The organism is Pseudoalteromonas sp. AOP31-A2-14 (assembly GCF_052378035.1).
GTDB lineage: Bacteria > Pseudomonadota > Gammaproteobacteria > Enterobacterales > Alteromonadaceae > Pseudoalteromonas.
On sequence record NZ_JBQSXI010000001.1, the window covers coordinates 2,747,986 to 2,766,642 of the forward strand.

Below are 18,657 nucleotides of genomic sequence, written 5' to 3' on the forward strand. Positions count from 1 at the left end.
TCCTTTTTTAATAAACATAACATTTAACGTTCGTAGATCACTTCAACGTCGTAATCGTCATCGTCCCAGTCATCATCCCAGTCGTCATCGTTACCTTTATCGGTTGCCTTTTGATGATAAGTATCCCATTTGAACTCAACCTCTTCATCTTCTTCAAAGGCTTCAAACTTCTCTTTAGGCATACTATCAAGCAACGCCATTATATTGTGACAAAGCGCTTGAGTATTTTGCTTGTTAGCCGCAGAGATACGATAAATATTTTCACTTTCACCTAACTCTTCTGCTATTTTCTGGCAGAGCGCTTGAGCCTCATCTTCTGGCAATAAATCAATTTTATTAAATACTAACCAGCGTGGCTTATCTGCCAATTTAGGACTGTACTGATGTAGTTCATTAATAATTGCGAATGCGTTATCAACTGGATTTGATCCATCAACTGGCATGATATCAATTATGTGCAGCAGTACTCTGCATCGCTCTAAATGCTTTAAAAAGCGAATACCTAAACCTGCACCATCAGAAGCACCTTCGATAAGGCCAGGAATGTCTGCAATTACAAATGACTTATTCGTATCAGGGCGAACAACACCTAGATTAGGAATAAGCGTAGTAAACGGGTAATCAGCTACTTTAGGTTTAGCTGCGGACACACTGCGAATAAAGGTAGACTTACCCGCATTTGGCAAACCTAATAACCCCACATCAGCCAATAGCATAAGCTCTAATTTAAGCGGCCTTACTTCACCTGGCGTGCCTAACGTTTTTTGTCGTGGGGCACGGTTAGTACTTGATTTGAACCGGGCATTTCCCAAGCCATGGAAACCACCTTTTGCAACCACTGTTCTTTGACCATGTTGGGTTAAGTCACCCAATGACTCTTGGGTATCAACATCGGTAATACGTGTACCAACGGGTACGTGAAGTATTAAATCTTCACCTTTTTTACCTGTGCAATTACGACTTTGACCATTGGTTCCACGTTCAGCACGATGAAAACGCTCAAACTGGTAATCAACAAGTGTATTTAAGTTTTCATCCGCCTGTAGATAAACACTGCCACCGTCACCGCCATCGCCGCCATCTGGGCCGCCGTCTGGGACATACTTTTCACGACGGAAAGAGACGATACCACCACCGCCATCACCCGCATCGCAACGAATTTCTACTTCATCTACAAACTTCATGATTACTCACTTTAAGATTGGCTTGTTAATAACACTATTATATACCGAAGTGGCCTATAGAGCACACTCTGCATTAAAACACTTGGGTATATAAATTTACAGGGAGCCTAAAACAAAAAACCCCGCAAAGGCGGGGTTTTTCAAGAACCGAACTGATTACTCAGATACGATACTTACGTATTTACGGTTTAAAGGACCTTTTTGTTCAAACTGAACTTTACCATCTGCTTTTGCGAAGATAGTGTGGTCTTTACCGATACCTACGTTTGTGCCAGCGTGGAAACGAGTACCACGTTGACGAACAATGATGCTACCCGCTAGAACTGATTCGCCACCAAAACGCTTAACACCTAGGCGTTTGCTTTCTGAATCGCGACCGTTACGAGTACTACCAGCTGCTTTTTTATGTGCCATTTCTAAGTACCTCTAATTAAGCGCTAATGCCAGTGATTTTAACTTCTGTGAACCATTGACGATGGCCCATTTGCTTACGAGAATGCTTACGGCGTCTAAATTTAACAACCTTAATCTTCTCACCGCGACCATGTGAAACAACCTCAGCTGTTATTTTACCACCGTTTACGAACGGTACACCAATCTCGATTTTCTCACCATCAGCAACTAAAAGCACTGAATCAAATTCAACTGCTGCACCAGTCTCAACGTCTAATTTCTCAAGACGAATCGTTTGACCTTCAGTCACACGGTGCTGTTTACCACCACTTTGGAAAACCGCGTACATAATTAACTCCGTCTGTGCGCCCTCAAATCGACGCAACTAAAATATTCTTCAATAGGGCGCGAAGTCTACGCTAATGCTTAAAAACTAGCAAGCCTCTTTTTGATAAAATGAATAAAAAATAGCTGCGACAAGGGCAATTCAATATTTTCCCCTATTTTATATTAAATTGGCATTATGCCAAGCGCTTTTTAACATCAATAGTAAATAAATAAATATGAGTGTAATGAATATGAATAACGCGCCAGATAAGTGATTACTTTTCAAACAAAAAAAAGAAAGGCACACTAATTCAGCCCTAATTAATCCACTTTTATGCTGTTTTTTTAGCTATTCGTCACAAAATATCGAGCCGAGCCTTTTTTTGTTGTACAATCAGCTGCGTATACCCATTAACATTGGCTCGGAGATCAATGGATATAAAAGCTATCCAGACGTTAATCGAAAACGATATGCATAACGTCAATCAACTTATATATGAACAAATGCGCTCCGATGTGGCGCTGGTAAACCAACTAGGGCTATATATAGTCAATAGTGGTGGTAAACGCGTTCGCCCGATGCTGGCTATTTTAGCTGCTAAGGCACTCGGTTATTCAGGCAAACAACATATCACTTTAGCAACCATTGTTGAGTTTATTCACACAGCAACCTTGTTACATGATGATGTGGTTGATGAATCAAACTTACGCCGCGGAACACCCACTGCTAACGCCGAATTTGGTAATGCTGCCAGCGTATTAGTCGGAGATTTTATTTACACTCGCTCATTTCAGTTGATGGTAGGTATTGGCAAGATGCAGGTAATGCAAGTTTTAGCCAATGCAACCAATATCATTGCTGAAGGTGAAGTATTACAATTAATGAACTGCAACGACCCTAATACAACTGAAGACAGTTACATGCAGGTTATTTATTCTAAAACTGCTAAGCTATTTGAAGCGGCAACCGGACTGGCTGCAATAATCACCGAGCAAGATAACGCAACTTTAGAAGCGCTTAATTTGTATGGCATGCATTTAGGTACCGCCTTTCAATTAGTGGATGATGTGCTTGATTACAATGCTGATGCTAAACAACTTGGTAAAAACATTGGCGATGATTTAGCTGAAGGTAAACCAACATTACCATTAATTTATGCAATGCAGCATGGCACGCCTGAGCAAGTACAGTTAATTCGTGATGCTATCGAGCACAGCAATGGTATGGATAATTTAAGCGCAATTTTAGATACCCTCGCACAAACCAAAGCACTTGATTTTACGATGGATAAAGCAAACCAAGAAGCCGACAAAGCGATTGCTAGTTTAACAGTATTAGAGGAATCACCTTATAAAGAGGCCTTAATTAGCTTAGCCAAAATAGCGGTTGACCGCAGCCACTAAATTTTTATTTAAGCCATAAAAAAGCCTGCAATTGCAGGCTTTTTTAGTATTTAACCTAAATTCAGGTTATATAGGCTATTACGCCATGAAATCAACACCTTCTTTGATGTCTTTTTTCAGGGTTTCTAGCATGTCATTTTTGGCTTTCTCTTCAAATGCGCTTAGCTCGCCGTAAGAAAGAATTTCTTCTACGCCGTTTTTACCTAAACGTACTGGGTGTGCAAAGTATTCTGCATCGCCGTTTTCAATAGCAACATATGCGTAATCTACTACATCTTCACCCTGCAGGCCTTTTACTAAAGACATACAAAAACGAGCTGCAGCAGCACCCATTGATAACGTTGCTGAACCACCGCCAGCTTTAGCATTTACTACTTCAGTACCCGCATTTTGGATACGTGGAGTAAGTGCAGCAACTTCTTCATCAGTGAAAGATATACCTTCAACTTGTGAAAGAAGCGGTAAAATAGTCGTGCCTGAGTGACCACCAATTACTGGGACTTTAACTGACGCAACATCAACGCCTTTAAGTTCAGCAATGAAGGCTTCAGAGCGGATCACGTCAAGGGTTGTAATACCAAAAACGCGCTTAGCGTCGTATGTACCCGCTTTTTTGAATACTTCAGCTACAATTGGCACTGTACCGTTTACTGGGTTAGTTATAATACCCACTAATGCTTTTGGACAGTTAGCAACGATGCCTTCTGCTAATGTTTTGATAATACCTGCATTCACGTTGAATAAATCAGCGCGATCCATACCCGGTTTACGTGGCATGCCTGCAGGGATAAGTACGACATCAGCCCCCTCTAACGCTTTACCTAGGTCATCGGCACCAAAACCCGCTACTTTTACGTCAGTTGGGATGTGAGAAAGATCAACCGCTACACCTGGAACAACTGGGGCTACGTCATATAATGATAATTCAGAACCTGCAGGTAACCCTGTTTTTAATAATAAAGACAATGCTTGGCCGATACCGCCAGCTGCGCCTAGAACAGCAACTTTCATAAAACTCTCCATAATTTAAGGTAGGAAAAACTTAGTGGCACTAAAGATAATGAAATTAACACCTAAAGACAAATTTATCCTGCTTATTTTGCATATAATTTCGACCATAGTTGTAAATAAAGTAGTTTACAGGTGAAATTCATCAGACAATTACTGCATAACTATGCAATATTGTGTAGAATTACCCCACCATTAATGAATAAGAATCTACGACATGCAACCCCAAGACAAGCAAGAAGCATTAGTTAAAGCCTTTAAAGCGTTATTAAAAGAAGAGAACTTTGGCTCACAAGGTGAAATAGTTGAGGCCTTAAAAGAGCAAGGCTTTGATAATATAAGCCAAAGTAAAGTCTCACGCATGTTAAGTAAATTTGGTGCTGTACGCACCCGTAACGCAAAACAAGAAATGGTTTACTGCTTACCTGCTGAAATGGGCGTACCGACTGCTAAAAGCCCTCTACGCCAATTAGTTATAGATATTATGCATAACGAAATGATGATTATCATTCGTACCAGCCCTGGGGCTGCACAGCTTATTGCTCGCTTGCTTGATTCATTAGGCAAGGCCGATGGCGTACTTGGTACCATTGCTGGCGATGACACTATTTTTATCGCGCCAGCGAAAATATCTGAAATAGATGTCACCCTTGAGCGTGTTCATATCTTATTTGATACGGTTTAAACTTACAGTTGCTTTAAAAAGTTTAACGATGGTGCAAAAAACGCAGATCCCATATCGGCTTGAGTAAAATCAAGCCAATGATCAGAACACTCCCCCAAGCGACTCTTAAGCACTTGCGTAAAAGCCTCCCCTGAAGCGGAACAACTAACCGTTAAAATCCCCTGTTCGTGTACATCACCAAAAGGCATACTTTGATTTAATAAAATCGGCAGCCCTTGTTCATCTTTAAGTTCTACCCTAACGGCATGACTACTTTTTATAGCAGGCACCACAAGTGTGTTATCTAAGCGTGTGCGCCCCATTATTTGTTCTTGTTCTGTCAGTGATAGGTGCTGCCATACACTTAAATCATGCACAAAACGTTGCACATGAATATAACTGCCCTGATCTTCAAAGTGACCTGGCTTATTAATTAATGCCGTGGTGCGTTTTTGTCTGCCATAAGGCATATCGCCACCATAAATAAAGCCATTAAAATCACGACCATCTAAAAAGCGAAAGTTACGAACTTGCTCCACCAGCTCAACATCTGGTGAAAATAGCTTTAAGATTTGCAGTGCAAATAAGTGATTTACATCTTCGCGATCTGAACGGATTTGAATAAATAAGTCGAAAGGCTCAGCCCCCATAAGATACTCACTATGAGTTATATTAGGGAAACTTTTTAATTCGTCTGGGATAAACTCAGGAAGCAAGTGCGGCCAATACTGAGCACCAATTGCGACAAAGCTTGTAAGCATAGACTCAGAGAATTGATCAGCAAATTCATCTTGTATTGCACTGACTCGTTTTAATTTTTTACGTAAAGACTCATCGTGACTATCTAGCACGTTAAAAAACAAATGCAAACCGTGTAAGTTTGCCTCAGCACAAATTCCAGATTGCGCTTGCGCCATGATATATCCTTAGCTTAAATGTTTGACACGGCCGAATTTTTCGAATGAAAAGCATTGCAGCAAACCGCGTAGCCTATTTCTATTTTATTCTATTAATAGCTAACTCAACGTTATCTAATTGAAATAACTCGATTCAGTGACTGTTAATACTTACCTATAAGTATATGCTTTGACCAAGAAACTCTGCAACCACCTTTTATACACAGAACAACAAAAAGGTTCAGAAGTTCGCAGTAATGAATTAGATTAATGAGTTTCTGTTTAACTATTTAAGCTACATGCCTCCCATTATGGAAATACTACGTGAGACATCTCTTACAAGTATGGCAGAAATTGAGTATAACGATGATAAAAAAACACGAAAATAAAAAGTAAAACATTGATTTTAAATTACTTTTAATAAGTTTCAAAATCTTGACAAATATTTACATTCAAATTTTATCCTTTTTTAGCTAAATAAAAACTCTATACTTATTTCCATCGGTTAGGCAGCAATGCCTTAATGAGTAAAGACATGGATTAACTACTCATTAATCTAAGGATTATAGATTCCGTTACCCTAACAAGGATTTAAGGGCAAGCTCAGGATGAGCACACAATGGAGTGTTACTAAATTGGACAGCATCAGGATGATGCGTAAAGGAAGCACAATAGGAATTGTGAAAATGGAACACGGATGCAATAAGGATATAGGCTCGGATAGCCTACATTACGCATAGATAAAAGTAATAGCGTAATCACATGGATTAGTAAGGATTATGGAGTTAATCAAGTACCATTGCAGGATGCAATAAATTAAGAAGATCCCGCAAGCGCGACTAGAAATAGGACGCGCTTTTCTTTTTTATCTACTTCATCAATATATTGATATACCCATCATTCATTCTCAAATGCGACATAAATACCTTTAAATTCAACCCTCATAATATAAAATTATCGCTAAAAGTGTTCGCCTCTTATATACAAACTTATAATATTCATAGTTAGACTGTTGATCTTTAGCGCTGCAAAGTTAAGAATAAATAATGTTCTGACATTACAAACTAAAAATGATCACAGACAAAAAGCTAAATAAAAAAGAAGTCACCCGAGAGAAAAATCAACTGCTTATCCTAAATGCAGCTGAACAATTGTTTGCTCAACTCGGCTATGAAGGCGCAAGCATGAGCAAAATAGCAAAAGAAGCGCAATTTCCTAAAGCGAATATTTTATATTACTTTAAAAGTAAAGATGGCTTATACGAGGCTGTTATTGATCGAATTGTTGTCAACTGGAACTTAGGGTTAGACAAAAATACAGCCTCTGATGATCCCGCATTAGTGTTGTACAGCTACATTAAAAATAAAGTTACCTTATCGATTAATAAGCCTTTGCAATCTAGGCTATTTGCGGGTGAGGTTTTACGCGGGGCTCCTTACTTACAAAATTATATAAAAGCCAATACACGTCCTTGGGTTGAACAGAAAGTAGCAATATTTGAAAGCTGGATGGAACAAGGTAAGATCGACAGAGTTGATCCTTACCACTTGTTATTTACTATTTGGTCTACTACCCAATATTATGCAGACTTTCAAAGTGAAGTATTACTGGTACTTGATAAACCTGAGTACGATAAAGTTGATGTCGACACGATTACCGACTCCATAGCCCATATAATCCTAAAAGGGCTCGGTCTAACTATTCCTACTCAAAGTGAGCAAATACAATGCTAAAATTTACGACTCCAGATTTATATGATGATCACCGTGACCACGTCCAAGTTATGGATAGTGGCCTTTACCATTTTGGGAAAAACAAACACTTCTGCGGGCAAGCTATCACCGTCACTTGCCCTGATGACAATTCTCTTGCTGCTGACATACTTCACCAAGACGGTACTGCAAAAGTACTGATTATTGATGGGTTTGCCAGTAAACGCTTGCTTTTATTGGTGATATTATGGCCGAGCGCGCGCTAAGTAATGGTTGGGAAGGGGTTATTATCAATGGGTGTTGTCGTGACATAGAAATTCTAACAACTTTAGAATTACCTGTAATGGCGTTAGGTTCCACCCCTCGCTGTACTGATAAAAGAAGTTTTGGTGATAAAAACCAACCTGTAAATATGTTAAGTACAACAATTAATGAAGGTGATTGGATTTATGCTGATGTTAATGGTGTATTGATCAGCAAAAAATCACTTATATAATCCACAGTCCTCATAAACAAGAGAACTAACTTGGTGCAAAGGCGCACCAAATTAGGCCGTTTTTACCTAATTTAACCCTTCATTTTCGGTTTATTATTATATGAGTTCCTTGCGGAGCCAATAAAAGCTGACCAATCGGACAACATAATAGTTATGGCACTGCTTTTGCTTAATGACTAGCAATGACGTTCACTAAAAAGATAAATACTCAACTTCAAAATCAAGCATAGAGCGCGCTTTAGAACTCAAAGCGATGCTGTTTTGCAAATATAAAATGACATTTATCTCTTTTGTACAAACAACAATGCATATACACGATTCTCTCAACTTCACCAAGTAACGAGTTTTAACATGAGCATAAAAACAAGCAATAATCACATCGGCATTTTTTGCGATCATGGCCCAAAAAACTGGCAAATAACCCAACAAGGATTATTAGCCAATAAACGCTTAGCGGTTAAAGATGTTTTTGCTGTAAAAAATGAGCGTAATAGCGCAGGTAACCCTCATTGGTTTGAAAATGCAGCCCCCATGCTAAGCACAGCTTCTTGTGTTGAAAAACTAATGCTACAAGGTTGTAACTTCCAAAGTTTCACCCACACGGATGAGCTAGCATATAGTCTAGAAGGTAATAATATACATTACGGTGCAGCTCAAAATCCTAAGCTGGCAGGCCATGCTTGTGGTGGTTCGAGCATGGGGTCTGCTGCCGCAGTCGCGAAAGATTTAGCAGATATAGGACTGGGGACTGATACAGGTGGCTCAATACGAATTCCGGCTAGTTACTGTGGTTTATTCGGTATTAGACCAAGCCACGATGTTATTGCAAAAGATGGGTTAATACCTCTAGCAGCGCCATTTGACACTATTGGATGGTTTACCTCAAGCGCAGAACTACTTAAAGAGGTAGGCGATGTTTTATTACCTAAGCAACCTATCAATCCGGTTAATACCTTGGTAATAGCGGATGAGTTACTTGAGCTCGTTGATCCTTCATTAGAAGCCACATTACTGAACTCGTTGGCTCTCACAAAAAAACAGTTCTCTAAACACAAGCGTTTTAGTGTACCGAGTAAACAAATATTTACCGAACTTAGTGATGCGTTTCGAGTATTACAAGGCCGCTCTATTGCTCACACGTATCGAGATTGGCTAGAGCAACCTAAGAGACTTTCACACTTTGCTCCGGCTATTCAAGCACGCTTTACCATGGCACTATCATTAACTGAACAAGAAGAGCGTGAAGCTAAAAAAGTACAACAGCACTGGCAAGCATTAGTTGCTAATAACTTAGATTCTAAAAGCTGTTTGTTTTTACCCACTACACCGACAACAGCACCCTTGTTGGGAGCGGATACAAACGCTTTACGCATGCAAATAATTACATTATCGGCTATTGCAGGCTTGAGCCGCTCAGCGCAAGTGCATATTCCAATGCCATGTTTAGCAAATGGCGCCCCCTATGGCTTTTCGCTAATGATGAGTCATGGTAACGATAAAAGTTTATTAGCTTGCATACAACTGATTCACACACAACTAAAGTAGAGCATAATTGTATGAGTACACAAAATATTGCATTTACCGCCCCACACTTTTCGGCCACCCAGGCAGGTATAAATATACTTAAAGAAGGCGGAACCGCCACTGAGGCCATGGTCGCAGCCGCTGCTGTAATTAGTGTGGTATACCCACATATGAACTCCATTGCTGGAGATGGATTTTGGCTAATAGATAATCCGAAGGCCACTTCACCTATCGCTATTGATGCCTGCGGGCGCGCAGTAAGTGATATCAGTGCTTATAAAGATCTAACCCAAATTCCTGAGCGCGGTGGTTTAAGCGCACTAACTCAAGCAGGCACAATCAGAGGTTGGCAAAAAGCGCTACACATTGACAAAAATGCTCAATTACCTTTAACACGGATTTTAGCCCCCGCTATTGAACTTGCCCGCAATGGTTTTATTGTTACTAAAAGCTTACAAACTGCCTGTGAAAAGCTTGCACAAACTGATGGCACTAACAAAGCATTTAGAGACCTATATATTCCTAACGGTAAACCTCTGCATGCTGGTCAGCAATTTAATAATCCAAAGCTTGCAGATACATTAGAACAGTTAGCGCAACAAGGGTTAGATGCCTTCTACCAAGGTCCGCTTGCTGACTCATTTATCAAAGACTTAGCGGCCCAAGGAAGCGTTATGACCGCTGAGGATATTATGAATACACAAGCGACTGTTGTCACTCCTCTGACTATGAATATTTCAGGGATAGATTGCTACAATTTACCTGCTCCAACTCAAGGCGTTCATTCGTTACAAATACTAGGTGCGGTTGACCAGCTAAAGCACTTAGCAAAAACCGAGGCTGATTGGGCTCACTTAATTGTCGAAGCGACAAAGCAAAGCTTTACTCACCGTCCATCCTTATGGGCTGATCCTGACATAGTGGGCGCAGCTTACGAAAATGCACTAACTAAAGAACAATTAACCAAATTAGCTAATAATATAGATATGAGCCAAGCTAAAAACTGGCCTTTTAGTACCGAACCCGGTGATACTGTTTGGATGGCAGCTAGAGATAAAAACGGGCAATTAGTTAGCTTTATTCAAAGTATCTACTGGGAGTTTGGAAGTGGCGTTCTCATGAGCGAAGGTGGCTTTGTATGGAATAACCGAGGTATTAGCTTTAGCTTAGACAAAAGCGAGATAAACTGTTTATCTGCCAATAAAAAACCAGCGCATACTCTTAACCCCGCTTTAGCTAAATTTGCGGATGGTCGGCGCCTAGCCTATGGCACTATGGGCGGTGAAGGCCAACCGCAAACTCAAGCAGCTGTATTTGCGGGCTATGTCTGGCGTAACAAATCTATTACCGATGCGGTCAGCGCCCCACGCTGGTTATTAGGACGAACATGGGGTGATTCAAGTACCAATTTAAAATTAGAACAAAGCCTAGCCAATGAGATAAAAGATGAGTTAAATAGTCGTAATCATGATTGGGTAAGTGTAACTGATAACAATGAAATGATGGGCCATGCAGGGGCAATACTTGAAACCTCTGATACACTTGAAGCAGCAACGGACCCTCGCTCAAACGGCCTTGCAACCGTGACAACAATATACTAGGAATTCCATGTCAGAAATTATAAATCAGTGGTCAATCTTATTGGCCTTAATCGCAACGGGCATCTTTGCCGGTATTTTAGCAGGCCTTTTCGGTGTCGGTGGCGGTATTGTTATTGTACCTGTGCTTTACTTTTTATTACCTAACTTTGGGGTGAGTCCTGAATCAGCAATGATGATAACAACAGCCACCTCGCTTGCGACTATTGTGCCTACTTCAATTTCGTCAATTCGCTCACATCACAGTAAAGGCAATATTGATCTTGCGCTAATAAAATATTGGGCGCCATTTATTTTAGTAATGGCGGTGCTAGGTAGCTTTTTAGCACAATCAGTACGAGGTAATGCACTGGTACTTATGTTTGCCTGTATTGCCATACTTGTGAGTTTAAATATGCTTTTTAGAGCTGGAGCTCCTGCACTTGTGAAGCAATTACCGGGTAAAATAGGTCAAGCGATAATGGCCTGTGTTGTCGGTGGTTTTTCAGTCATGATTGGCATCGGCGGAGGCACTATTGGGGTGCCTTTACTCAGCGCTTTTAATGTTCGTACGCACGTTGCGGTAGGTACCGCCGCTGTATTTGGTTTACTCATTGCCTTACCGGGTGTCATTACCCTGCTGAGCATCGGTAGCACCCCTGATGATGCGCCTATGGGCACATGGGGTTTAGTTAACCTGCCTGCCTTTTTCTTAATTATCCCGCTTACTATTTTATTTGCTCCTATGGGTGTAAAAATTGGTAGCAAGCTAGATCAAAAACAATTAAAACGCGCTTTTGCCGTCGTGCTCATGCTAACCGGTATTCGTATGCTTACTCAAACTCTGGGATCTTAAATAATGATTAACAACACTCAAATACACCCTTTAAATCCCCCCCAGCGTCTACTAATGGGGCCTGGGCCAATAAATGCGGACCCTCGGGTGTTACGTGCAATGTCTGCACAGCTTGTGGGTCAGTATGACCCTGTTATGACCGGCTTTATGAATGAAACTATGGCGCGGTACCGCGAGGTTTTTAAAACCCAAAACGAATGGACAATGCTTATTGATGGTACCTCACGGGCAGGTATTGAAGCTGTACTATGCTCGATTTTACGACCAGGTGACAAAGTCCTCGTGCCTATAATGGGCCGATTTGGTCACCTTCTCGCAGAGATAGCAGAACGAGTGGGTGCAAAAGTTCATACCATTGAAGTCCCTTGGGGAGAAGTATTCACTCCCGAACAAATTGAAAAAGCAATTAGCCAAATTAAACCCCATGTTTTAGCAATGGTGCAAGGTGATACTTCCACCACGATGAACCAACCTCTTGAGCATATTGGTGATATTTGCCAAAAACACGACGTAATGTTTTATTGCGATGCAACCGCGTCTATCGTAGGTAACGATTTACCAGCCGATGAATGGAAACTAGATGCCCTATCTGTTGGTTTGCAAAAGTGTTTAGGCGGCCCTTCAGGTTCTGCGCCTCTAACCTTAAGCGACAAATGTGCGGATTGGATCCAAAAACGTAAGAAAGTAGAAGCAGGTATCAGAACAAGTGCTCATCAAGATGGCACTGAACCCTTTATTCGTTCTAACTACTTTGACTTGGGTATGATCATGAACTATTGGGGTGAGGAACGCTTGAATCACCACACCGAAGCCACCAGCATGCTTTATGGTGCATCTGAATGTGCCCGTATTGTGATCGAAGAAGGTGTAGATAACTGTGTTGCACGTCATAAACTTCATGGCGATGCCCTACTCAAAGGGATTCAAGCCTTAGGTTTAAATGTATTTGGCGACCTTAACCACAAAATGAATAATGTGTTGGGTGTATATATTCCTCAGGGCATAAACGCTGATCACGTCAGAGGACAAATGCTTACAGACTTTGGCATAGAGATCGGAACCTCTTTTGGACCATTACACGGTAAAATATGGCGAATCGGAACAATGGGCTACAACGCGCGTAAAGATACTGTTTTACAAACGCTCGCCAGCCTTGATGCTTGCTTGCATGCCAATGGCTACAAAGGCCCTAAAGGTGAAGCAGCCATTACCGCACTAAATCATTACAAATAAGGATTAGCATGACTACATTAGACTCAACTCTTGCTAAAACTCATGCATCGCGTGCTTTATTACGCTGTAAAACGCTCAGTGCAATATCACAAATGCAAGGGGGGATTCACCGCGAATATTTATCCAAAGAACACAAAGAATGTAACGAAACCGTTAGTCAGTGGATGAGCGATGCAGGCATGCAAACTTGGCAAGATGAAGTGGGTAACCAGTGGGGACGCCTTCGCTCATCTAACTCAAAAGCTAAACGTTTAATCATAGGTTCGCACCTTGATACAGTGCCTAATGCCGGTGCATATGATGGAATATTAGGCGTGTTGTTAGGTTTAGAAATCGCAGCCCTTGCCCATCACTTAAAGCTCGACTTACCTTTTCATTTAGATGTGGTGGGCTTTTGCGATGAAGAAGGCACACGCTTTGCCACAACCTTAATTGGATCAAAAGCACTTGCTAATAATTTTGATCCCGCTTGGTTAAACATACCAGACTCCCAAGAAATTACCATGCACCAAGCCCTGCTTGATTTCGGCTTGGACCCTTCTGATGTTGCAAATGCAGGCCTCAATCCAAGTGACATTCTTGCTTATTGGGAAACTCATATTGAGCAAGGCCCAGTGCTTGAATCTATTGATCAAGCCTTGGGGGTTGTTACCGCGATTGCGGGTGCCAAGCGAGCGATGATAACTCTTATAGGGCAAAGTGGTCACGCAGGCACCACACCGATGAATTTACGCCAAGATTCACTCACTGGATCTGCTGAACTTGTTTTAGAAATCGAAAAGCTTGCAAGTAAAGCTGAAAATGGTGAAGTAGCTACCGTAGGGCAAATTTTTGCTCGTCCGGGTGCGACTAATGTAATTGCAGGTAAAACGACGGTAAGCCTTGATGCTCGCGCCCAACATGATGACGATTTAGATAACCTAATAAATGAAATTAGAAGCCGTGCTGAGCTTATCGCGCAAAAACGTAACTTATCACTTGATTGGCAATGGACTCATGCAGCACAAGCAGTGCAATGCGATAGTGACATTCAAGCACTCTTCACTGAAGCCTGCAGACTTAACAATGAAAGCTCCCCCTCTCTTGCATCCGGAGCCGGCCACGATGCGATGGCTATTGCACCCATTTGCCCGATAGGCATGCTATTTATACGTAGCCCCGGCGGTATCAGTCACCACCCAGCTGAAGCAGTCATAGATGACGACGTTACTAAATCGTTGTCGGTTATGTTTAGTGCATTATGCTTGCAGGCAAAAAATGGACTAAATGGTTAAACTGCCTTAAAATTGAACTCATCTAGACTCTTTTAGTTTACACCCTAAATGAGTCTTAAACGCGGCAGATTAACACGCAAGTCACTGCCATAACTCTAATGCCAACCTCAAGTACGATTAAGGTTGGTTTCAAAAGAGCTATGGCTGTGATCACGATACCCACGCTATCTCAATATATGGGCTTAAGCTGGCTATATTCACACCTAGCTCACTCACATTGGAAAATGTAAATGAGCCACTATCATATTTGGATTAAACACCCTCGAGGTGTCTTCACAGCTAACAATAACAATGCAGACAACGGTATTGTCATTGACAAAGTAACCGGCACAATCATCGAACTAATTAGTAAAGGCAAAACACCCCATACCACTATTGATGAAGTGTTCGATGCCTCTGAACATGTATTATTGCCAGGCCTGGTAAATACCCACCATCACCTTTATCAAACCTTAACTCGCGCCTTTGGTGATGCGATTAATAAGCCACTTTTTCCTTGGCTAAAAAGCTTATACCCCATTTGGGCAAAACTCATGCCTGAAATGATTAGCGCATCGACCGAGCTTGGTTTAGCTGAACTCATAGCCTCAGGTTGTACAACTGTTGCTGATCATCATTACTTATTTCCACAAGCTATTGAGCATGCTATTGACCTACAAGTTAGCGCCGCAAATAACATGGGGGTACGCGTAACATTGACTCGTGGCTCCATGAGTTTAGGTGAAAAGGATGGTGGCTTACCTCCCCAGCAAACAGTACAAAGCGATGCACAAATTTTGGCTGACTCAGCACGGCTTATTCAACGCTATCATGACAATAAGCAAGGCAGTATGCTCAATATAGCCCTCGCCCCGTGTTCTCCCTTTTCAGTAACAACCGACTTAATGGTTGAAACAGCCAAGCTCGCGCGAAAAAACAATGTCATGCTACACACTCACCTAAGCGAAACTGAAGATGAAAATACATTTTGCACAAATATGTTTGGCATGCGCCCGCTTGATTACTTAGAGTCGGTCGGTTGGCTTGCAAATGATGTATGGCTTGCTCATGGCATTTGGTTTAACGATGATGAAATAAAGCGCTTAGGACAGGCTAAAATCGGTATTTGCCACTGTCCGTCATCTAATATGGTATTAGCTTCTGGAATTTGTCGAACAAAAGAACTCGCCGCAGCCGGGGTAAAAATAGGCTTAGGTGTCGATGGTTCAGCCTCAAACGATGGCTCCAATATGATTCAAGAGGTTAGGCAAGCACTATTAATAAATCGGTTACGCTACCCTGCCAACGAAATAACTCACTTAGATGCGCTTTATTGGGCTACTAAAGGGTCGGCTGAGGTTATTGGCCGTGATGATATCGGTGAACTTAGTGTAGGTAAGCAAGCTGATTTAGCTTTATTTAAATTAGATGAACTGCGTTTTTCAGGCAGTCATGATCCATTAGCCGCATTAGTGTTATGTGGAGCACATACCGCTGACGCCGTAATGTGTAAAGGAAACTGGCTAGTTAAAAACGCACAACTGTTAAACCAAGAACTGGATGAAATAAAACACAAACATCACCGCTTAGCAAAACAATTAGTCAGTTAACCCTGTACCGGATATGATAAAAAGCTGAGCATTGCTCAGCTTTTTTACTCGTTACAATATTTAAAAATGCCACTTAACTAGCAGATTGATATTTTTTTCAGTCATGCCATCGACCCCAAATTTGTTTTTCCAATAAACATATTCAATACCCACATCAAGTCTACTGGTATCTAAGTTCAGCGCTGGGGCTATATTGTATTTAAGCTGTGAAGTAAAATTAAACCCTCCTTCACTGGTGCCAAATATCGTATCTGCGTCATCTACAATATCCAAAAAACCATCATAGCGAAGGTTTCCTTTATCGAGTCCCCAAGTAACGGTTATTTGGTTATTATCTTCTCGCTCTATGCCTATCTCATCTTGGTTACGACGATAATATGCCACATTAAAGTACTTAAAACCCGGTATATTCAACGATAAGCCACCACCAAATAAGAAATTGTTTTGGTTCGTATCGCCAGAACCATACTCAACTTGTAGACCTAAAAACACCTCCTTTACAAAGCTGTCCTCAAATCTATATAACGTAGGGTTTACGTTAAGTTCGCCATACACTTCATCAGGATTGCTTAACCGATCTAGGAAAAAAAAGGTATTACCCCATGTTTGCCCAGACGCATGCTCCACAGTTACAACATAGCGATCATTTTCAACCCCAGTAAACGGATTTAAATAATCATCACCGGATAAACCCGTTATACTAAAGTTAGACCATAACTCTTTTGCCATTACACTATTTGAACTCAGTGCCATAGCACAAATAAGCGCGAGTTTAGTTGCAGCTTTAAATGTCATTTTATTATCCCTTAATCATTTTATTTATTGTGCTTGTCAGTACTCGCTGAATAGTTTTGTGGCAATATAAGCGTCATCACAATCGCCGTCATACCCGACACGGTGACTGCACTACCAAAAATAGCCGTGATTAATTTAGGTGCGTTAGTAAAAATCTCAGGCACAAAACTAACCCCTAAACCTAACCCAAAACTAACAGCCATAATGAGTAAGCTACGACGATTAATTTTTTCACTCGATAATATTTTTATACCCGCAGCAGCCACGGTCCCAAACATCACAAGAGTTGCCCCACCCAGCACAGGCTTAGGTATATTTTGCAAAACGGCACCAATGATTGGAAACAAACCTAAAACAAATAAAATAACGCCAATCCAAAGTCCAATATAGCGGCTCGCCACACCAGTGAGTTGGATCACACCATTATTTTGGCTAAAAGTGGTATTAGGGAAGGTATTAAACATAGCGGCAATCATAGAATTTATACCGTCACCCAAAATACCTGCGCGAATGCGGTTTAAATATTCAGGCCCTTTAACAGGTAATTTAGATACTGAGCAATTAGCGGTAATATCACCAGTGGTTTCGATTGCAGTAATTAGGTATAGGAAACCAAATGCGATTAATGCTCCTACATCAACATCAAAGCCATACCTGAAAGGGATAGGCACCGCGATTAAATCAAACTCACCCAATTTAAAGCTTGCAATACCTAGAATTATAGCTAGCAGCCAACCAATAATCATTGCCACGACTACTGCGGTCAATCTAACCCATTGGTTCTTGCTCGCATTAAGAAGTACCACTAATGCGACAACCGTAAAGCCCACAATTAAGTGCTTTGCAGAGGCGAATTTCTCCGGCATATTATCAAGCAACCATTTGCCTCCACCAATATCAATCATGCCCACCTTAATTAAGTAGATACCAATGGTCGTAATAACCACCCCTGTCACGATAGGTGTAATCACTTTACCTAGCTTTTCAACAAAGAAGCTTATAAATACTTCCATCAGGGCAGCTAAAAAACACACCGCGAAGATAGTGCCCAGCATGGCGTCATTATCTCCCCCAGTTGCTTTTACGGCGAACCCTGTTGCCAGTATTGTCCCTAAAAAAGCAAAACTTGTTCCTTGCACACAAATCAGACCCGCACCAATTGGGCCAACTCGCTTAGCCTGTATAAACGTGCCCACACCAGACACTATTAATGCCATACTAATAAGGTAGGGTATTTCATCCCCCAGCCCCAACACTCCTCCAATAATAAGTGTCGGTGTGATTACCCCTACAAAGCTTGCAAGGACATGTTGAAGCCCTGCAAAAAATGATTCAGTTGCCTTTGGCTTATCATCAACCTTATAAATAAGATCATCTGATGAAATCGCTTCTTCTGACATTTCTTTCCTCTTTATACCCGAAGGCATTTTCCCGGTAATGTATTAACGCTCTTCTTATTGTTCATCTCTTTACTTTGAAAAATTAAGCTATTGATTAACAATGTTTATTTATATTTTTATTACTTGGTTTATGTATAACTAACAAGCGCCAGAACCTACATGGTTATTGCTGATAAATATTTGCATCGACTGACCGTATTTATTATTCATTATGAAAATACTTTTAGTACCTATACTTAAAATAAGTATGCATACTTCACATAACTGACCAAACGGTCAACAACGGCATGATATCTGCAATATACTTACCAAGATGAAAAGTTTT

Annotated in this window: 16 protein-coding genes and 1 pseudogene; 10 read left to right on the forward strand and 7 right to left on the reverse strand. The window is 41.0% G+C overall.

Translation table 11 applies throughout. From position 1 onward, the window contains the following. Nucleotides 1-23: 23 nt before the first annotated feature. The 3 genes from cgtA to rplU all read right to left on the reverse strand — a co-directional run bounded on the left by cgtA (nucleotide 24) and on the right by rplU (nucleotide 1,926). The gene (cgtA, locus tag ACT3S9_RS12665; RefSeq protein WP_441834390.1) at nucleotides 24-1,184 is read right to left on the reverse strand and encodes an Obg family GTPase CgtA; all 1,161 of its coding nucleotides are present in this window, start codon (nucleotides 1,182-1,184) and stop codon (nucleotides 24-26) included. A 156-nt stretch (nucleotides 1,185-1,340) separates the two neighbouring features. Beyond that, nucleotides 1,341-1,598, reverse strand: coding sequence for a 50S ribosomal protein L27 (gene rpmA, locus ACT3S9_RS12670; protein ID WP_256828094.1), 258 nt, complete (start codon nucleotides 1,596-1,598; stop codon nucleotides 1,341-1,343). Between the two features lie 16 nt (nucleotides 1,599-1,614). Further along, complete coding sequence (gene rplU / locus ACT3S9_RS12675) at nucleotides 1,615-1,926, reverse strand: 50S ribosomal protein L21 (RefSeq protein ID WP_006794538.1); 312 nt, start codon at nucleotides 1,924-1,926, stop codon at nucleotides 1,615-1,617. Nucleotides 1,927-2,336: 410 nt separating this feature from the next. Here rplU and ispB point away from each other — a divergent pair, with 410 nt between their 5' ends. After that, on the forward strand, nucleotides 2,337-3,308 hold the full coding sequence (gene ispB, locus ACT3S9_RS12680) for an octaprenyl diphosphate synthase (RefSeq protein ID WP_441836363.1): 972 nt from the start codon (nucleotides 2,337-2,339) through the stop codon (nucleotides 3,306-3,308). A gap of 78 nt (nucleotides 3,309-3,386) precedes the next feature. On the opposite strand, the gene mdh is transcribed toward ispB, so the two are convergent. Beyond that, a complete protein-coding gene (mdh, locus tag ACT3S9_RS12685; RefSeq protein ID WP_441836362.1) occupies nucleotides 3,387-4,319 on the reverse strand; it encodes a malate dehydrogenase in 933 nt (310 codons plus the stop codon). Nucleotides 4,320-4,533: 214 nt separating this feature from the next. Here mdh and argR point away from each other — a divergent pair, with 214 nt between their 5' ends. After that, nucleotides 4,534-5,001, forward strand: coding sequence for a transcriptional regulator ArgR (gene argR / locus ACT3S9_RS12690; protein ID WP_441836361.1), 468 nt, complete (start codon nucleotides 4,534-4,536; stop codon nucleotides 4,999-5,001). Nucleotides 5,002-5,003: 2 nt separating this feature from the next. Here argR and ACT3S9_RS12695 read toward each other — a convergent pair whose 3' ends face one another. Continuing rightward, complete coding sequence (locus tag ACT3S9_RS12695; protein WP_441836360.1) at nucleotides 5,004-5,897, reverse strand: Dyp-type peroxidase; 894 nt, start codon at nucleotides 5,895-5,897, stop codon at nucleotides 5,004-5,006. A gap of 1,049 nt (nucleotides 5,898-6,946) precedes the next feature. Between ACT3S9_RS12695 and ACT3S9_RS12700 the strand changes: the two genes are divergently transcribed. From ACT3S9_RS12700 to ACT3S9_RS12735, 8 genes and pseudogenes are all read left to right on the forward strand, one after another. After that, on the forward strand, nucleotides 6,947-7,609 hold the full coding sequence (locus tag ACT3S9_RS12700; protein WP_441836359.1) for a TetR/AcrR family transcriptional regulator: 663 nt from the start codon (nucleotides 6,947-6,949) through the stop codon (nucleotides 7,607-7,609). Beyond that, nucleotides 7,603-8,084, forward strand: a pseudogene (locus ACT3S9_RS12705) (putative 4-hydroxy-4-methyl-2-oxoglutarate aldolase). The gene ACT3S9_RS12700 and the pseudogene ACT3S9_RS12705 overlap by 7 nt, the downstream one beginning before the upstream one ends. A gap of 351 nt (nucleotides 8,085-8,435) precedes the next feature. Continuing rightward, nucleotides 8,436-9,629 (forward strand): amidase family protein, encoded by a 1,194-nt coding sequence (locus ACT3S9_RS12710; RefSeq protein ID WP_441993471.1) that lies wholly within the window; start codon nucleotides 8,436-8,438, stop codon nucleotides 9,627-9,629. A gap of 11 nt (nucleotides 9,630-9,640) precedes the next feature. Next, nucleotides 9,641-11,209 carry a gamma-glutamyltransferase family protein gene (locus ACT3S9_RS12715; RefSeq protein WP_441836180.1) on the forward strand — a complete coding sequence of 523 codons (1,569 nt, stop codon included), beginning with the start codon at nucleotides 9,641-9,643 and terminating at the stop codon, nucleotides 11,207-11,209. A 7-nt stretch (nucleotides 11,210-11,216) separates the two neighbouring features. After that, nucleotides 11,217-12,041 (forward strand): sulfite exporter TauE/SafE family protein, encoded by an 825-nt coding sequence (locus ACT3S9_RS12720; protein WP_441836181.1) that lies wholly within the window; start codon nucleotides 11,217-11,219, stop codon nucleotides 12,039-12,041. 3 nt (nucleotides 12,042-12,044) lie between these two features. Then, the gene (locus ACT3S9_RS12725; RefSeq protein ID WP_441836182.1) at nucleotides 12,045-13,274 is read left to right on the forward strand and encodes a pyridoxal-phosphate-dependent aminotransferase family protein; all 1,230 of its coding nucleotides are present in this window, start codon (nucleotides 12,045-12,047) and stop codon (nucleotides 13,272-13,274) included. An 8-nt stretch (nucleotides 13,275-13,282) separates the two neighbouring features. Beyond that, nucleotides 13,283-14,548: an allantoate amidohydrolase gene (locus ACT3S9_RS12730; RefSeq protein ID WP_441993369.1), complete on the forward strand. Its 1,266-nt coding sequence runs from the start codon at nucleotides 13,283-13,285 to the stop codon at nucleotides 14,546-14,548. Between the two features lie 230 nt (nucleotides 14,549-14,778). Further along, nucleotides 14,779-16,137, forward strand: a complete 1,359-nt coding sequence (locus tag ACT3S9_RS12735; RefSeq protein WP_441836184.1) for an 8-oxoguanine deaminase — start codon at nucleotides 14,779-14,781, stop codon at nucleotides 16,135-16,137. 60 nt (nucleotides 16,138-16,197) lie between these two features. On the opposite strand, the gene ACT3S9_RS12740 is transcribed toward ACT3S9_RS12735, so the two are convergent. After that, nucleotides 16,198-16,932, reverse strand: coding sequence for a DUF5020 family protein (locus tag ACT3S9_RS12740; protein WP_441836185.1), 735 nt, complete (start codon nucleotides 16,930-16,932; stop codon nucleotides 16,198-16,200). 20 nt (nucleotides 16,933-16,952) lie between these two features. Beyond that, nucleotides 16,953-18,332: a uracil-xanthine permease family protein gene (locus tag ACT3S9_RS12745; protein ID WP_441993364.1), complete on the reverse strand. Its 1,380-nt coding sequence runs from the start codon at nucleotides 18,330-18,332 to the stop codon at nucleotides 16,953-16,955. Nucleotides 18,333-18,657: the final 325 nt, after the last annotated feature.

Bases quoted from the DNA above. Each gene is read 5' to 3' on its own strand.
- ACT3S9_RS12720 (WP_441836181.1), top strand. From the start codon at position 11,217: ATGTCAGAAATTATAAATCAGTGGTCAATCTTATTGGCCTTAATCGCA.
- rplU (WP_006794538.1), bottom strand. From the start codon at position 1,926: ATGTACGCGGTTTTCCAAAGTGGTGGTAAACAGCACCGTGTGACTGAA.
- ACT3S9_RS12735 (WP_441836184.1), top strand. From the start codon at position 14,779: ATGAGCCACTATCATATTTGGATTAAACACCCTCGAGGTGTCTTCACA.
- ACT3S9_RS12715 (WP_441836180.1), top strand. From the start codon at position 9,641: ATGAGTACACAAAATATTGCATTTACCGCCCCACACTTTTCGGCCACC.
- ACT3S9_RS12695 (WP_441836360.1), bottom strand. From the start codon at position 5,897: ATGGCGCAAGCGCAATCTGGAATTTGTGCTGAGGCAAACTTACACGGT.
- ispB (WP_441836363.1), top strand. From the start codon at position 2,337: ATGGATATAAAAGCTATCCAGACGTTAATCGAAAACGATATGCATAAC.
- ACT3S9_RS12700 (WP_441836359.1), top strand. From the start codon at position 6,947: ATGATCACAGACAAAAAGCTAAATAAAAAAGAAGTCACCCGAGAGAAA.
- mdh (WP_441836362.1), bottom strand. From the start codon at position 4,319: ATGAAAGTTGCTGTTCTAGGCGCAGCTGGCGGTATCGGCCAAGCATTG.
- ACT3S9_RS12730 (WP_441993369.1), top strand. From the start codon at position 13,283: ATGACTACATTAGACTCAACTCTTGCTAAAACTCATGCATCGCGTGCT.
- ACT3S9_RS12740 (WP_441836185.1), bottom strand. From the start codon at position 16,932: ATGACATTTAAAGCTGCAACTAAACTCGCGCTTATTTGTGCTATGGCA.
- rpmA (WP_256828094.1), bottom strand. From the start codon at position 1,598: ATGGCACATAAAAAAGCAGCTGGTAGTACTCGTAACGGTCGCGATTCA.
- ACT3S9_RS12745 (WP_441993364.1), bottom strand. From the start codon at position 18,332: ATGTCAGAAGAAGCGATTTCATCAGATGATCTTATTTATAAGGTTGAT.
- argR (WP_441836361.1), top strand. From the start codon at position 4,534: ATGCAACCCCAAGACAAGCAAGAAGCATTAGTTAAAGCCTTTAAAGCG.
- cgtA (WP_441834390.1), bottom strand. From the start codon at position 1,184: ATGAAGTTTGTAGATGAAGTAGAAATTCGTTGCGATGCGGGTGATGGC.
- ACT3S9_RS12725 (WP_441836182.1), top strand. From the start codon at position 12,045: ATGATTAACAACACTCAAATACACCCTTTAAATCCCCCCCAGCGTCTA.
- ACT3S9_RS12710 (WP_441993471.1), top strand. From the start codon at position 8,436: ATGAGCATAAAAACAAGCAATAATCACATCGGCATTTTTTGCGATCAT.